Here is a 14464-nt window from a genome sequence, read left to right as displayed (position 1 = left end):
TCAAATATGATGTGAGTTTGCTTCACATACAAGGGGTTCCGCAAGCGAAAACGCAAGCCGCAGGCGTAATTTAGCAACCTATGGGACGTTCCGGCAGGATTTTGATCCGGGAGTTAATGGAAAACGCTACCTATGGGCGAGTCACAGTTCGCGGAGCACCGGCGCCGCCTTCTGGCCGAGGATCCGCCAGGTGCCGGCGAGACCGATCCCGACGGTCAGCACCAGCGAAACGGCGAGGGTGAGGAGTGCCACGTCCGGCAGGAAGGTCGACGGCATCCGCATGATGCGGCTGACCACGAACCAGGCGGAGGCGCCGCCCGCGACAAGTGCGAAGATCGCGGTCGCCGCGCCGAGGATCATGTACTCGTAGGAGAAGGCGCGCATCAGCATATGCCTCGTGCCGCCGAGGGTCTTGAGGATCACGGCATCGTGGGCCCGGGCGCGGTTGCCGGCGGCGAGCGCACCGGCGAGGACCAGGACGGAAGCGATGAGCGCCACGGCCGCCGCAGCACGGATCGCGGTCGCGAGCTGGCCGACGAGCTGGTCGACGATGTCGATCGCATCCTTCACCCGCACGCTGGTGATGGTCGGATAGGCATTGGTGACGGCGCGCAGGATCGAGGCCTCCTCCTGGGCGGTGGCGGAAGGATCGGTCAGCGTGGCAAGCCAGGCATGCGGTGCCCCGCGGAAGGTGTTGGGCGAAAAGACCATCACGAAATTGATGGAGAGCGATTCCCACTCGACATTGCGGAAATTGGCGATGCGGGCGGTGATGTTGCGGCCGAGCACGTTGACGGTGACCGTATCGCCGAGCTTCAGGCCGAGCTCGCCGGCCTCTTCCGCCGTGAAGGAGACGAGCGGTTCGCCGGAATAGTCGGCCGGCCACCATTCGCCCGCCGTCAGCGTCGAATTTTCCGGCAGAGTCTCCTCATAGGTGATGCCGCGATCGCCGCGGAGCACCCAGCGGCCGGCGGGCGGCACGTTCATCTGCGCCACGTCCTCGCCGTTGAAGGCGAGAATCCGTCCGCGCAACATGGGCGCCTGGGTGACCGTTCCCTCGGGCGCCTGCTGTCTCAGGATGTTCAGGAAGCCTTCGCGCTCCGATCCCTGGATGTCCACGAAGAAGAAGTTCGGCGCCTGCGCGGCGATCTGGCCGGTAAGCTGCCGGCGCATGTTGCCGTCGATCAGCGCCAGCGTCACCAGCAGGGCGAGGCCGAGACCCAGCGAGAGCACGACGGAGGGAGTGAGGGCGCCGGGCCGATGGATATTGCCGATCGCCAGCCGCAGCGCCGGGGAATTGACGCGCGGGCTTCTTCTCGCCAGCGCGGCGATGAGAGCGGCGACAAGCCTGAGAAGGACGAAAGCGCCCGCGACGGCTGCCAGGAAGACCGAGGCGACGAAGCGGTCCTCGGCGGAGGCGATCGAAAGGGCGGCAAGGGCGGCAAGCGCCAAGCCTGCCGCGAGGAGATAGGGCCAGGAGGGCAGGCGGGCATCGTCGAAGGACTGTTCGCGGAAGAGCGCCGTCGCCGGCACTTCGCGGGCGTGGCCGAGCGGCAGGATCGCGAAGGCGAAGGTGATCAAAAGGCCGAAGAGGGCGGCGAGCGCCAGCGCCGACGGATAGAAGGTCACTTCCTTCGGAACCGGCAGGACGCCTTCCAGGAACTGCAGTGCGACGAAGGGCGCAATCGCGCCGATGACGAGGCCGATGACGATCCCGACGGCGGCGAGGATCATGATCTGGATGAGATAGATCAGGGTGACGACCGAAGCGGGGGCGCCGAGGCATTTGAAGGTCGCGATCGTCGTGCGCTTGGCGTCGAGGAAGGCCCGTACGGCATTCGCCACGCCGACGCCGCCGACGATGAGCGCCGTCAGGCCGACCAGGGTCAAAAACTGCGAGAACCGGTCGACATTTTCGGTAAGGGACGGCGCGGCGCGATCGCTGGTCCGGATCGCCCAGCCGGCGCTCGGGAATTCCCGGTTGGCGCGGGGGGCAAGCGTCGAACGGATCGCCGGATCGTCGAGGCGCACCTTGTAAGCATGCTCGACGAGACTGCCCGTGGTAATCAGGCCCGAAGCGGTCAGGGCGTCGCGGCTGACGAGAAGGCGCGGCGCGAAACCGAAGCCATCGGAAAGAGCGTCGGGCTCGGCGGTGATCGTGCCCTTCAGGGTCAGCCTGGCATTGCCGAGCAGGAGCTGGTCTCCTTCCCGGATGCCGAGACGTTCGAGAAGCAGGGGGGCGGCCAGCGCGCCGAAGGTTTCCCCGTCCCTCGCGAGCAGGCCGGAAAGCGGCGCGGAGGGTTCGGAGCCGAACGTGCCGTAGAGCGGATAGGCATCGTCGACGGCCTTCACCTCCACCAGCGCCTGTTCAGAACCATCCGGCTTGCGCGCCATGGAGCGCAGGCTGGTCGAGACGGAAACCTGGCCGAGGCCGTCAAGGAAGGCGCGCTCCTCCCCCGTGGCTTCCCGGTTGTTGAGCTCGAAGCGGATGTCGCCCGCGAGAATCTCCTGGCCCTGGCTGGCGATGGCGCCGGTGATCGCGCGAGAGACCGAATTGACCGCGGCGATCGCACCGGTGCCGAGCGCGATGCAGGCGAGAAAGATATAGAAGCCGCCGAGCCCGCCGCGCATTTCCCGGAGAGCCAGGCGGAACGCAATCGATAAGCGAGGGAGCGTCAGCCTCATGCGGAGACCGCCTGAGCCGGAGCGTGAACGGCGCTGTCGCCGACGATTTCGCCGGAGCGGACGCGGATCTGCCGCGAGCAGCGGGCGGCGAGCGCATTGTCATGGGTGACGAGCAGCATGGTCATGCCGCGCTCGGCCTGCTTGGCGAACAGGAGATCGGCGATCTGCCGTCCGGTCTCGGTGTCGAGATTGCCGGTCGGTTCGTCGGCGATCAGCACGGAAGGCGAGGGCGCGAGCGCCCGGGCGATCGCCACCCGCTGCTGCTCGCCGCCGGAAAGCTGACCGGGATAGTGATTGAGACGTTCGCCAAGGCCAACGGCGGCGAGCTCGTGCCTGGCGATGTCAAAGGGGTTCCTAACGTTCGCCAGTTCGAGCGGGACGGCGACGTTTTCCAGCGCCGTCATATTGGCGATCAGGTGGAACGACTGGAAGACGATGCCGATGTTGCGGCCGCGGAAATCGGCCAGCGCGTCCTCGGAAAGCGTGTGAAGAGGGGCGCCGTCGATGACGATCTCGCCGCTGTCCAGGCGTTCGAGGCCGGCCAGAACCATCAGAAGCGTCGATTTGCCGGAGCCCGAGGGGCCGACGATGCCGACGGCTTCCCCTGCGCGGATTTGGAGATCGATCTGCTTCAGCACATGCACGGACGCTGCGGCACTGCCCAAGGTCAGATCGGCCTTCGTCAGCGTGATGATGGTTTTAGTCAAATCGAACCGTCCTATATAGCGTGAAGCCTCAACCCGAATGCCGCGCCGCGGTAGCGTCCAATCTAGGAGACGGATCGTGAGTTTTAAAGCAAGCCTCCTTCACTTCATCGTCATGTCCGCGCTGGCATTCTCCGCGTTTGCGGCGCGGGCGCAGGACGCCGGGGGCCAGGGTGGGGCGATTGAGCTCGTCGGGTTCGGGGACAGCCTGATGGCGGGCTATCAGCTTGCACCCTCCGAATCCTACACGGCGCAGCTCGAAGCGGCCTTGAAGGCGAAGGGCCACGACGTCGCCGTCACCAATGCCGGGGTTTCCGGCGATACGACGGCCGGCGGCCTTTCCCGCATCGACTGGTCGGTGCCGGACGGCACGGATGGCGTGATCCTGGAGCTCGGCGCCAACGACGCCCTTCGCGGCATCTCGCCCGAGCAGTCGGAAAAGAACCTCGACGCCATGCTTTCGCGTCTCAAGGAACGGAACATTCCGGTCCTGCTCGTCGGCATGCTGGCGCCGCCGAACATGGGCGGCGACTATGCCGAGCGGTTCAATCCGATCTACCGGCGTCTGGCGGACAAATACGGCGTGCCGCTTTATCCCTTCTTCCTCGACGGCGTCGCGACCGTCGAGGGCATGCAGCTCGACGACGGCATGCATCCGAACGCCAAAGGCGTGGCGGCGATGGTCGAAAGGACGCTTCCGCCCGTCGAGCGCTTCCTGGGGGACATCAGGGGCAAAGAAAAATAAGGGCTTGCACGGAACCCGGTTGCATGATTCGCTGTTAGCGTCTGCAAAAGATTCGAGGAGGTCCCCGTGCCGAGACTTTTCACCGCCCTCGAAATTCCGCGCAACGTGGCCATGAGCCTCTCTCTTCTGCGCGGTGGGCTGCCCGGGGCCCGATGGATCGACGTCGAGAACTATCACATCACCTTGCGCTTCATCGGCGACGTCGACGGCCGCACCGCCGACGAAATCGTCGACCGGCTGGACCGGATCGACCGGCCCGAGTTTCAGGCGACGCTGACGGGGATAGGCTCGTTCGGATCGAAGAAGCCCCATTCGGTGTGGGCAGGGGTGGCTCCCTCTCCGGAAATGTACGCACTGCAGTCGGAAATCGAACGGATCTGCCAAAGGATCGGCCTGCCGCCCGATCCGCGCAAGTTCACGCCGCATGTGACGCTTGCACGGCTGAAGAGCTGCCGCCTGGACGACGTGGTGCATTATCTCGCCGGCCGCGGCAATTTCTACACGGCGCCCTTCACAGTTTCGCGCTTCGTCTTGCTGTCCTCGAAGGAATCCGTCGGCGGCGGGCCGTACCTCACGGAAGAGGTTTTCCCGCTGCAGGAGGTGAGCTACGGCCATTCCCATGCGGCCGATCGGGAACCGGTAAAGGGCCTTCTTTAACGGGAAGGCCTTGCCTGACGATCGGGACTTCAAGCGTGTCCGGGTCATGGACCAGGCATTCTTGCGCCGCAATTGAACTCCATTCTCGACAAACCCATATTGGGGCACATTGGGATGTGCGGCGTGAAAGGACGTCGGGCAAAACGGAGCGACCATGGACGACGTGAAGATCGGCGAGATTCTTCTGCCGGGCGACGAGGACACGCAGGACCGCCAGGAGCGGCAGGTGCGTGCCAGGTTCTGGCCGACGCTCAAGCGCGCGGTGCGGCAGGTCCCCTTCAGCCGCGATCTGATCGCCGCCTATTACTGCGCAGTCGATCCTGCGACGCCGGTACGCGTGCGCGGCACGCTTCTCGCGGCGCTCGCCTATTTCGTCGTGCCTGTCGATTTCGTGCCGGATGTCTTCGCATTCGTGGGCTTCACCGACGACATCGCGGTGCTGGCCGCCGCCTTCCGGATGATCCAGGGCCATATCGCCGACCGCCATTACGAGGCCGCCGATCTCTCGCTGGCGGACAATCCCGACATCGCTTCAGGCGTGCGCGGCAAATAGCCGCAGTTGCGTCACGTCTCCGAAACCGGCTCCTCGAGCGCCCTTCGCAGGCGTTCGAAGGCAAGCCTGATCCGCGACTTCACCGTACCAAGCGGCAGGCCTCTGGACGAGGCGATCTCCGAATGGGTCTGGCCGAGGAAAAAGGCGGCGCGCACGAGTTCCATCTGCTCGTCGGGGATCTGGGCAAGGGCGTCGCGCACCCGCGCATCCCGTTCCTCGCTTTCAAGAAGGGTATCTACGCCCGGCGCCTCGGTGAGGAAGAACGTAGGCTCGTGCGCCTCCCGCAGATGCCTGGCGCGGCGTTCCGCATCGATCCGGCGATTGCGCGCGATACGAAAAAGCCAGGTGGACAGAGAGGACCGGGCCGGATCGTAGAGATGGGCCCGATGCCAAAGAACGGTCATCACTTCCTGCACCAGTTCCTCCGCTTCGTCCGGTGTCATGGACCGCTTGACGAGCCAGGATTTCAGACGCGGCGCGAAATGATCGAAGAGCATGGCAAAAGCCATCTGATCTCGCTCATCGGCCACTCTCTTCACCAAGTCGGCGAAGTGGTCTTTGTCCTCTGGATTCATTTATTTCCGCGCGCACCTTCCAACGAGATTCGTTTCATATTCAGCCATTCTAATGTCCATTGGAAGAGCCGCGAGAGAGGACAAACTCTTGCCCCAATCCTTGTGTCACTGATTGCCGCAACGCATGAGATTTCCCTGCCGAATGGGTCCTGTCGACCTGCGAGGAGACCAGCTCCGCGCATGGCGGCGGCAGGTGGGACACTCATCGGATTGAAACGGCGTGGTTGACGGTTTGGTAACCAGGATTAAGTCAAAATGAACCGAATCAGCATCATGCTTGGCAAGGCTTGCCCGCGCGGGCCGCTGGAATAGACAAAACCGGCAGGAGATCATGTCTGTAAGAATAATCGCAACCGCATTGGCGCTCACCCTGGCGAGCGCCGGCGTCGTATCCGCCCAGACGCCGACCCGTATCCAGCAATTCAAGGCATGGGGTGCTTATTCATACAAGTCGGGCAACAGCACGGTCTGCTACGTGCTCTCCGTTCCGACCACGAAAGAGCCCGCGGCGGTCGACCACGGCGATATCTTCTTCATCGTGTCCCAGCGCCCGGGCCAGAACATCTCCTACGAGCCGCAGGCGATGATGGGCTATCCGCTGCAGGCGAACTCCAAGGTCACCGTCACCATCGACGGCAAGAGCTTCGTGATGTTCACCAAGGACAAGGCCGCATGGGTCGAGAACGCGGCGGAAGAGCCGGCGCTGGTGGCGGCCATGAAAGGCGGCACCAACATGAGCGTCAGCGCCGTATCCGGCCGCGGCACCAAGACGTCGTATGCCTATTCGCTGTCGGGCATTTCCGCTGCATTGAAGCAGATCGAGACCTGCAGATAAGCGGGTTTTGCATGGCGCTTGATGAAGGCCGGTCCCTACCGGCCTTTTTGCGTTTTCGGGAAGAATAGTGACGCGGCGGCGATTTGATGATAAAGCCCGGCTCAACGACGGTCCGGCGCGCAAAGCGTCCCGAGGACCGAGACAGGTTTCACACACAGACATGCCCTTGTCCCCGCGCCGGAACCGTGCGGGAAAGGGCCATGTGTTCGATGGGATAAGACAATGTCGGTTTCAGAGGCGATCGCCGCCCCACTCAAGACGCCGCTCGTGCCGCGGCCGGACCTGATGTCCGGCAAGCCTTCGCTGATCGGGCTCACGCGCGAGGCGATGGCGGACGCATTGAAGGAAAAGGGCGTGCCCGAGCGGCAGGTCAAGATGCGGGTGAGCCAGCTCTGGCACTGGCTCTACGTGCGCGGCGTTTCCGACTTCGACGCCATGACCAATGTGGCGAAGGACATGCGGGAAATGCTGAGAACGCATTTCACGATCTCCCGTCCGGAAGTCGTCGAGGAGCAGATATCCAACGACGGCACGCGCAAATGGCTCTTGCGCTTTCCGCCGCGCGGCGCCGGCCGGCCGGTGGAGGTCGAGACGGTCTATATTCCGGAAGAGGGCCGCGGCACGCTCTGCATTTCGAGCCAGGTCGGCTGTTCGCTCACCTGTTCCTTCTGTCACACCGGCACGCAGCGGCTGGTGCGCAACCTGACGGCGGAGGAAATCCTCGGCCAGCTTCTCCTCGCGCGCGACCGGCTCGGAGATTTCCCGGGCCTCGATGCGCCGGCGAACGCCTTCGTGCCGAGCGGAGACCGCAAGGTCACCAATATCGTCATGATGGGCATGGGCGAGCCGCTCTACAATTTCGAGAACGTCAAGACGGCGCTGCTGATCGCGTCGGACGGGGACGGCCTGTCGCTGTCGAAGCGGCGCATCACGCTGTCGACCTCCGGCGTGGTGCCGGAAATCTACCGCACCGGCGAGGAGATCGGCGTGATGCTGGCGATCTCGCTGCATGCGGTGCGCGACGAGCTGCGCGACATGCTCGTGCCGATCAACAAGAAGTATCCGCTGAAGGAGCTGCTCGAGGCCTGCCGCAGATATCCGGGGCTCGCCAACTCGCGCCGCATCACCTTCGAATACGTGATGCTGAAGGACGTCAACGACAGCCTGGAAGACGCCAAGCTGCTCGCACAGCTCCTGAAGGGCATTCCGGCCAAGATCAACCTGATCCCGTTCAACCCCTGGCCGGGCACGAACTACCAGTGCTCCGACTGGGCGCAGATCGAGAAGTTCGCCGATTTCATCAACCAGGCCGGCTACGCCTCGCCGATCCGCACGCCGCGCGGCCGCGACATCCTCGCCGCCTGCGGCCAGTTGAAGTCGGAATCGGAACGCATGCGCAAGACCGAGCGCCTCGCCTTCGAGGCGATGATGATCGCCGGCCACGGCGAGGACGACTGAGACTTCCGATAAATATTCTTCGGGGCATGTCGATCCGCTTGCATCCCGTTCGTTATCGGTCACCATCGCAATAGGGCGATTGGTTACCGAGGAGACGGACATGAAATACATGGCGCTGATCTATGTGAACCCGAACACGCTTACGCCGCCGGATTCGCCGGAATTCGGCAGGATGATGGGCGGCTACCAGATTGCCAACGAGACCTACAAGAGGGACGGTGTCTGGGTTGCCGGCGACGCGTTGCAGCCGGCGACCACGGCAACGACGGTGCGCGTGCGCAACGGCAGGACCGAGACCATGGACGGCCCCTTCGCGGAGACAAAGGAGCAGCTCGGCGGTTTCTACATCTTTGATTGCGCCAATCTTGATGAAGCGATCAAATATGCCGCGATGATCCCGCATGCCGCAACGGGCTGCGTCGAAGTGCGGCCCATCATGGTCTTCGACCGCTGATGGGCGAGGGCCCGGCAGGGGCTCCGGTTGCCGAGGCGATCGACAGGATCGCCCGGCAAGACGGAGGACGCCTCCTTTCCAATCTTGCCGGAGCGCTGCGAGATCTCCAGCTTGCCGAAGACAGCTTGCAGGATGCGCTCGAATCCGCACTCATCCATTGGAACAGGAATGGCCTGCCGGCTTCGCCGAATGCCTGGCTGATGCAGGTCGCCCGCCGGAAGGCGATCGACCGGCTGCGACGCTCCGCCAATTTCCAGGCGAAATCGTCGGAGATCGCCCACCTCATCGAAATGGAAAAGGAATCCGCCACATCGGATGAACCGGACCAGATCGGCGATGAGCGCCTCAAACTGATTTTCGCGTGCTGTCATCCGGCGCTCGACCGGAAGACCTGCGTGGCTCTCACGCTGCGCTCCGTCTGCGGGCTCAAGACCGAAGAGATAGCGGATGCCTTCCTCGATGGTCATGAGGCTATGGCTCAGCGGCTGGTGCGCGCCCGTCACAAGATCGCCAAGGCGGGTATCGCCTACGAGGTCCCGGGGCATGACGGCTGGGCAACGCGCCTGGAAAGCGTGCTCGCCGTCATCTACCTGATCTTCAACGAAGGATATGCGTCGGGGGGCGATCGGCATATCCGCGCCGATCTCTGCGAGGAAGCGGTCAGGCTGGGACGGCTGCTGACCGAGCTTCAACCCGGCGAACCGGAGATCGAAGGGCTGTTGTCGCTGATGCTGCTGCATCATGCGCGGAAGGATGCGCGGATCGGCGCCGCCGGTGAGATACTGACGCTTGAAACGCAAGACCGGCGCCTCTGGGACAAGGCCGGGATACGGGAGGGAGTTGCGCTGATCGAACGGGCGCTGCAGCGCGGCCGTCCCGGAGCCTACCAGTTGCAGGCAGCGATCATCGCCGTGCATGCGGAGACGCCGAGTTTCGCAGACACGGACTGGCAGCAGATTGCCTGGCTGTATGGAGAACTCGCCCGCACCGCAGATAATCCCGTCTACGAACTCAACCGGATCGTCGCGCTTTCCTATCTGGAAGGGCCGGTTGCGGCGCTGGCTCGCCTCAAGCCCATCGCCATGGCGCTGGTGCAGTATCAGCCCTTTTACGCCGTGCAGGCGGATCTGTTTGCCCGCGCCGGTCAGCCGGATCAGGCAAGGCTTGCCTACCGCCGAGCCATAGACCTTTCGCAATCCGATTCGGAGAGGCGGTTTCTCTCAGGCTGCCTGGAGGCGCTTCCGGGTCGGCCGGCCGGAACGTGATCCCTATCGCGCCTGCGTGAAGAAGATCTTCGCGGCGAAGATCGAGAAGACGCCGGCGAAGGTGTAATCGATGCCGCGCAGAACCTTCGGATTGGCCTGCAGCCAGCCGGCGAGCCAGTCGGCGGCGAGCACGACGATGAGGTTCACCGGCATGCCGATGACGATGAAATAGATGCCGAGGAAGATGAGCTTCCCGGTGACGGCCGGATCGCCGGCGATGACGAACTGCGGCAGGAAGGTCATGAAGAAGATGATGACCTTGGGGTTCAGGATGTTGACCCAGAAACCGGTGGAGATATTGGCGAGGGGACTGCTCTTCGTCCGCTCCACCTGCTGCACGGAAAAGCTGGAGCCGAAGCGGATCGCCTGGATGGCGAGCCAGAGCAGATAGGCCGCACCGCCGGTCTTCAGGATGAAGAAGGCCGTCGGCGAGGCGGTGATCAGCGCCGAGATGCCGAAAGCCACCAGGAGCGTATGGCAGACGACGCCGAGACTGGTGCCGAGCACCACGAAGAGCGCCGGCCGGCGCCCCTGGGCCAGCGCGCGGCTGATCGACAGCGTCATGTCCGGTCCCGGCGTCAGCGCCAGAAGCAGACCCGCGGCGGTGAAGGCGAGAAGAGTCGGAAGGCTCGGCAGGAAATCCATGGGCACGCTCGAAAAGCCGAATAAGAGATGTCCCATCTATCCGGCTTTCGAAGGGATGCCAATCGATCGATCAGCGTTTGGCGATGAATTCCTTCGACGCTTCGGCGAAATCGGGATGCCAGCGCGACAGCGGCGGGCGGTTCTCGACGATGTCTCCGGCGGCCCAGAGGATGCGGCGTTCGTCGGTCAAGCGGTCCACTTCGTTGTCCGGGCACAGGATGTAGAAGTCACCGCGTTCGAGGCTCGTCAGCATGAACTCGACCGTCTGTTCGGGCGTCCAGGCACCAGCCGGCTTTTCGGTGCGGTCTCGCCTGGTCAGCCCGGTGTAGACGAAGCCGGGGATCAGAAGATGTGCCGTGACGTTGCAGTTCGGCGTATTGCGCAGCTCATGCTGCAGCGCCTCGGTGAAGGCCTTCACGCCGGCTTTCGCGACATTGTAGGCCGGATCGCCGGGCGGCGTGGTGATGCCTTGCTTGGAGCCGGTGTTGACGATGAGCGAGGGCTCGCCATGGGCGATCATGCCCGGTCCGAAGATGCGGCTGCCGTGGATCACGCCGAGAAGGTTGACGGCGAAGACATTGTCCCAATTGGACTGCGGGCCGAACAGGCCGCTGCCCGGCTGGATGCCGGCATTGTTCATCAGCACGTGCACACGGCCGAAACGCTGCAGGACGGCACGTTCCAGGGCGGCGATCTCATCCGGCCTCGACACGTCGGTGCCGATCGCGGCGACGTCCGTCTCGCCGTTTTCGGCAAGGGCTGCGACTTCGCGGCAGGCATCCGAAAGACGGTCGCCTTCGAGATCGGCAAGCACGACCGTAAGACCCATGCGGGCGAATTCCTTTGCGGCGGCAAGGCCGATGCCGGAAGCGGCACCGGTGACGACGGCGACATTTTCCTTCTTCAGAGCGGGATGAGTAACGGCCATTAAAAGTCTCCTCTATGACGCTGCTGTTCAAAGGTCCGCGGGATATGGTACCCTCATCAAACCCTGTCAACATGACAGAAGCGTCACCGGAGCCGGCTTCATGGGCAAGATGACATCGATCACCGTGGATGAGGAACTGACGGCATTCATCGAGAGACAGGTGAGTGACGGTCACTACAGTTCGGCGCGCGAGGTTATCGAGGCGGCCTTGCGGCTTCTGCGCGACAGCGAGGACGGGCTTGAAGCCATCCGGGCCGCCATCGACGAGGGTGAGGCGTCAGGCGAACCGGAACCTTTCGATTTCGACGATTTTCTGCGGGGGAGGCATGCGGAGGCGGGTCGCGGCCGGTAGCAGCTTGTAAATCCATCCCCGGTTTTTCTTGCGTGCCCGGAGAAACTCGCTAAAAGTGCCGCAATTCCCGATCCGGCGGGTTCTTCAGGCCCGCCGCCACCCGCAGACGGACGTAATCGACATGGCACTCCCGAAAGACGTAAAGAAAGTCGTTCTCGCCTATTCCGGCGGCCTCGACACCTCGATCATCCTGAAATGGCTGCAGACCGAACTCGGCGCCGAGGTGGTGACCTTCACCGCCGATCTCGGCCAGGGCGAAGAGCTGGAGCCGGCCCGTAAGAAAGCGGAAATGCTCGGCATCAAGGAGATCTATATCGAGGACGTGCGCGAGGAATTCGTGCGCGATTTCGTCTTCCCGATGTTCCGTGCGAACGCCGTCTACGAAGGCGTTTACCTGCTCGGCACGTCGATCGCCCGTCCGCTGATCTCCAAGCATCTGATCGACATCGCCCGCAAGACCGGCGCCGATGCGATCGCTCATGGCGCGACCGGCAAGGGCAACGACCAGGTGCGTTTCGAGCTCTCGGCATATGCTCTGAACCCCGACATCAAGATTATCGCGCCGTGGCGCGACTGGTCGTTCAAGAGCCGCACCGACCTGCTTGAGTTCGCCGAAAAGAACCAAATCCCCGTCGCCAAGGACAAGAAGGGCGAAGCGCCTTTCTCCGTCGATGCGAACCTGCTGCACTCCTCGTCCGAGGGCAAGGTTCTGGAAGATCCGGCGCAGGAAGCTCCCGAATACGTGCATATGCGGACGATCTCCCCGGAAGCCGCGCCCGACAAGGCGACCGTCATCAAGGTCGGCTTCAGACGAGGCGACGCGGTTTCCATCAACGGCGTCGAGATGTCGCCGGCGACCCTGCTCGCCACGCTCAACAATTACGGCCGCGACAACGGCATCGGCCGTCTCGACCTGGTCGAGAACCGCTTCGTCGGCATGAAGTCGCGCGGCGTCTACGAGACCCCCGGCGGCACGATCCTGCTCACCGCCCACCGCGCGATCGAGAGTATCACGCTCGACCGCGGTGCTGCCCATCTCAAGGACGAGCTGATGCCGCGCTATGCGGAGCTCATCTATTACGGCTTCTGGTTCTCGCCGGAGCGGGAGATGCTGCAGGCGCTGATCGACAAGAGCCAGGAGCATGTGGAAGGCGAAGTGACGCTGAAGCTCTACAAAGGCAACGTCATGGTCATCGGCCGCGAGAGCGGAAAGTCGCTCTATTCCGACAAGCTCGTCACGTTCGAGGACGACCAGGGCGCCTACGACCAGAAGGATGCGGCAGGCTTCATCAAGCTCAACGCGCTGCGCCTGCGCACGCTCGCCAAGCGTAACCTCGCCAAGTAAGCCGCGAATTCTACCGCATTGCCGGAGCCCGCTTCCTGGAAGGGAGGCGGGCTTTTTCATGTCCCTCATGCTGGGCGGCTGGCGATCCGGAAGCCGATGTAACCGAGCACCGCGATGATATGCATCGCCGGGATGATGATGCCGAAGGCAGGCAGCGGTGCGCCGATCGAGGCGGCGGCGACACCGCCGACGAATCCTGCTCCCATCTGGATGAAGCCCATCATGGCCGAGGCCGAGCCGGCGATATGCGGAAAGGGCATGAGACCCGCCGCGGTCATATAGGGCGACACGAAAGCGATGCCGAAGGCGCAGAGCGCCACCGGCCCCATGACGGACAGGAAGGATGGGGCCAAGAAATGGACCGAGAGCGCCATGACGATGCCGCCGCCACCGCTGAATACCAGTCCGACGATGGGAGCGCGTTCGGCCGGCAGCCATTTGGAGATGACCCGGAGACAGACGGACCCCATCAGGAAGAAGCCGGATTGCATCAGCATGCTCATGCCGAACTGGGTCGGCGTAAGCCCGACCTTCTCGATCAGGATGAATGGCAGGACGGCCGCCTGCGCATACATCGAGCCCACCGCGCCGGCGAGAACGAGCGCCGTGAAAAGGAAGCGCGGCAGCGCGACGATTTCCGTGTAGGCCTCAAGAAGGCGAAGCGGCTTCAGCCGGCTTCGGTCCGGTATCGTCGTCTCTTTCAGGCAGACAGTCGACAGAAAAACCAGGAGCGCCCCGAAGCCGACCATCAGCAGGAAGACCGATCGCCAGCCGAAGGCAGCGAGTGCAAGGCCGCCGACCGTCGGTCCCAGCGAGGGGCCGATCGCCAGAATGATGCCCATCGTGTTGATGATCCGGGCCGCTTCTCCGCCGTTGAACTGGTCGCGGACGATGGCGCGCGACACGGTGATGCCGACGGAGGCGCCGATGCCCTGGATGAGGCGGCCGGCGAGAACCCATTCCACCGTCGGGGCAAAGGCGGCAAGCAGTGAGCCCGCAAGGTAGATCAGCAGAAAACTCAGCGATGCCGTCTTGCGTCCGAAGGCATCCGAGACCGGGCCGGCGACAAGCTGCGCCAGCGCGAAGCCTGCGAAATAAAGCGACAGCGACATCTTGATCGCCGCTTCCGTGGTGGCGAAGGCACGAACCAGTTCGGGCATGGCCGGCGTATAGATCGCCATGGAGATGGGGCCGATCGCGGTCAGCAAGGCGCCGATGATCGTGGTGCGGCGCTCGCTCATCAGCGCGGGTGTGCGGGGCATG

General features: G+C 63.6%; 15 protein-coding genes. 9 read left to right on the top strand and 6 right to left on the bottom strand.

Annotated elements, in window-relative coordinates:
• Window positions 1-141: 141 nt before the first annotated feature.
• Window positions 142-2685, bottom strand: coding sequence for an ABC transporter permease (locus tag ACMGE0_RS09940; protein WP_436815688.1), 2544 nt, complete (start codon window positions 2683-2685; stop codon window positions 142-144).
• Window positions 2682-3392: an ABC transporter ATP-binding protein gene (locus ACMGE0_RS09935; protein ID WP_436815687.1), complete on the bottom strand. Its 711-nt coding sequence runs from the start codon at window positions 3390-3392 to the stop codon at window positions 2682-2684. The genes ACMGE0_RS09940 and ACMGE0_RS09935 overlap by 4 nt, the downstream gene beginning before the upstream one ends.
• Before the next feature lie 76 nt (window positions 3393-3468).
• Here ACMGE0_RS09935 and ACMGE0_RS09930 point away from each other — a divergent pair, with 76 nt between their 5' ends.
• The 3 genes from ACMGE0_RS09930 (at window position 3469) to ACMGE0_RS09920 (ending at window position 5344) form a co-directional block, all read left to right on the top strand.
• On the top strand, window positions 3469-4134 hold the full coding sequence (locus tag ACMGE0_RS09930; protein WP_436815686.1) for an arylesterase: 666 nt from the start codon (window positions 3469-3471) through the stop codon (window positions 4132-4134).
• Window positions 4135-4200: 66 nt separating this feature from the next.
• Window positions 4201-4791 carry an RNA 2',3'-cyclic phosphodiesterase gene (thpR, locus tag ACMGE0_RS09925; protein WP_436815685.1) on the top strand — a complete coding sequence of 197 codons (591 nt, stop codon included), beginning with the start codon at window positions 4201-4203 and terminating at the stop codon, window positions 4789-4791.
• Between the two features lie 154 nt (window positions 4792-4945).
• The gene (locus ACMGE0_RS09920) at window positions 4946-5344 is read left to right on the top strand and encodes a YkvA family protein (RefSeq protein WP_436815684.1); all 399 of its coding nucleotides are present in this window, start codon (window positions 4946-4948) and stop codon (window positions 5342-5344) included.
• A gap of 11 nt (window positions 5345-5355) precedes the next feature.
• Here ACMGE0_RS09920 and ACMGE0_RS09915 read toward each other — a convergent pair whose 3' ends face one another.
• Window positions 5356-5919 carry a sigma-70 family RNA polymerase sigma factor gene (locus ACMGE0_RS09915; protein ID WP_436815683.1) on the bottom strand — a complete coding sequence of 188 codons (564 nt, stop codon included), beginning with the start codon at window positions 5917-5919 and terminating at the stop codon, window positions 5356-5358.
• A 331-nt stretch (window positions 5920-6250) separates the two neighbouring features.
• Between ACMGE0_RS09915 and ACMGE0_RS09910 the strand changes: the two genes are divergently transcribed.
• The 4 genes from ACMGE0_RS09910 to ACMGE0_RS09895 all read left to right on the top strand — a co-directional run bounded on the left by ACMGE0_RS09910 (window position 6251) and on the right by ACMGE0_RS09895 (window position 9931).
• Window positions 6251-6754: an invasion associated locus B family protein gene (locus tag ACMGE0_RS09910; protein ID WP_436815682.1), complete on the top strand. Its 504-nt coding sequence runs from the start codon at window positions 6251-6253 to the stop codon at window positions 6752-6754.
• A 285-nt stretch (window positions 6755-7039) separates the two neighbouring features.
• Window positions 7040-8212: a dual-specificity RNA methyltransferase RlmN gene (gene rlmN / locus ACMGE0_RS09905; protein ID WP_495885021.1), complete on the top strand. Its 1173-nt coding sequence runs from the start codon at window positions 7040-7042 to the stop codon at window positions 8210-8212.
• Between the two features lie 100 nt (window positions 8213-8312).
• The gene (locus ACMGE0_RS09900) at window positions 8313-8666 is read left to right on the top strand and encodes a YciI family protein (protein ID WP_436815680.1); all 354 of its coding nucleotides are present in this window, start codon (window positions 8313-8315) and stop codon (window positions 8664-8666) included.
• Entirely contained in the window at window positions 8666-9931 is a 1266-nt protein-coding gene (locus ACMGE0_RS09895) for an RNA polymerase sigma factor (protein ID WP_436815679.1), read from the top strand. The genes ACMGE0_RS09900 and ACMGE0_RS09895 overlap by 1 nt, the downstream gene beginning before the upstream one ends.
• Before the next feature lie 3 nt (window positions 9932-9934).
• On the opposite strand, the gene ACMGE0_RS09890 is transcribed toward ACMGE0_RS09895, so the two are convergent.
• Together ACMGE0_RS09890 and ACMGE0_RS09885 are read right to left on the bottom strand one after the other, a co-directional pair.
• Window positions 9935-10576 carry a LysE family translocator gene (locus tag ACMGE0_RS09890; RefSeq protein ID WP_436815882.1) on the bottom strand — a complete coding sequence of 214 codons (642 nt, stop codon included), beginning with the start codon at window positions 10574-10576 and terminating at the stop codon, window positions 9935-9937.
• Window positions 10577-10646: 70 nt separating this feature from the next.
• A complete protein-coding gene (locus ACMGE0_RS09885; RefSeq protein ID WP_436815678.1) occupies window positions 10647-11504 on the bottom strand; it encodes an SDR family NAD(P)-dependent oxidoreductase in 858 nt (285 codons plus the stop codon).
• Window positions 11505-11604: 100 nt separating this feature from the next.
• Between ACMGE0_RS09885 and ACMGE0_RS09880 the strand changes: the two genes are divergently transcribed.
• Window positions 11605-11856, top strand: coding sequence for a type II toxin-antitoxin system ParD family antitoxin (locus tag ACMGE0_RS09880; protein WP_436815677.1), 252 nt, complete (start codon window positions 11605-11607; stop codon window positions 11854-11856).
• Window positions 11857-11977: 121 nt separating this feature from the next.
• A complete protein-coding gene (locus ACMGE0_RS09875) occupies window positions 11978-13201 on the top strand; it encodes an argininosuccinate synthase (protein ID WP_436815676.1) in 1224 nt (407 codons plus the stop codon).
• 65 nt (window positions 13202-13266) lie between these two features.
• On the opposite strand, the gene ACMGE0_RS09870 is transcribed toward ACMGE0_RS09875, so the two are convergent.
• On the bottom strand, window positions 13267-14463 hold the full coding sequence (locus ACMGE0_RS09870; protein WP_436815675.1) for a multidrug effflux MFS transporter: 1197 nt from the start codon (window positions 14461-14463) through the stop codon (window positions 13267-13269).
• Between the last annotated feature and the right edge of the window lies 1 nt (window position 14464).

The sequence above is a fragment of the Neorhizobium descurainiae genome, from assembly GCF_051400715.1.
Taxonomy (GTDB): Bacteria; Pseudomonadota; Alphaproteobacteria; order Rhizobiales; family Rhizobiaceae; genus Neorhizobium.
The sequence above is the reverse complement of the archived record's forward strand: the minus strand, read 5'-3'. Positions and strand labels throughout refer to the sequence as shown.

Bases quoted from the DNA above. Each gene is read 5' to 3' on its own strand.
- ACMGE0_RS09940 (WP_436815688.1), bottom strand. From the start codon at position 2,685: ATGAGGCTGACGCTCCCTCGCTTATCGATTGCGTTCCGCCTGGCTCTC.
- ACMGE0_RS09880 (WP_436815677.1), top strand. From the start codon at position 11,605: ATGGGCAAGATGACATCGATCACCGTGGATGAGGAACTGACGGCATTC.
- rlmN (WP_495885021.1), top strand. From the start codon at position 7,040: ATGTCCGGCAAGCCTTCGCTGATCGGGCTCACGCGCGAGGCGATGGCG.
- ACMGE0_RS09885 (WP_436815678.1), bottom strand. From the start codon at position 11,504: ATGGCCGTTACTCATCCCGCTCTGAAGAAGGAAAATGTCGCCGTCGTC.
- ACMGE0_RS09875 (WP_436815676.1), top strand. From the start codon at position 11,978: ATGGCACTCCCGAAAGACGTAAAGAAAGTCGTTCTCGCCTATTCCGGC.
- ACMGE0_RS09920 (WP_436815684.1), top strand. From the start codon at position 4,946: ATGGACGACGTGAAGATCGGCGAGATTCTTCTGCCGGGCGACGAGGAC.
- ACMGE0_RS09870 (WP_436815675.1), bottom strand. From the start codon at position 14,463: ATGCCCCGCACACCCGCGCTGATGAGCGAGCGCCGCACCACGATCATC.
- ACMGE0_RS09895 (WP_436815679.1), top strand. From the start codon at position 8,666: ATGGGCGAGGGCCCGGCAGGGGCTCCGGTTGCCGAGGCGATCGACAGG.
- ACMGE0_RS09890 (WP_436815882.1), bottom strand. From the start codon at position 10,576: ATGGATTTCCTGCCGAGCCTTCCGACTCTTCTCGCCTTCACCGCCGCG.
- ACMGE0_RS09910 (WP_436815682.1), top strand. From the start codon at position 6,251: ATGTCTGTAAGAATAATCGCAACCGCATTGGCGCTCACCCTGGCGAGC.
- ACMGE0_RS09915 (WP_436815683.1), bottom strand. From the start codon at position 5,919: ATGAATCCAGAGGACAAAGACCACTTCGCCGACTTGGTGAAGAGAGTG.
- ACMGE0_RS09900 (WP_436815680.1), top strand. From the start codon at position 8,313: ATGAAATACATGGCGCTGATCTATGTGAACCCGAACACGCTTACGCCG.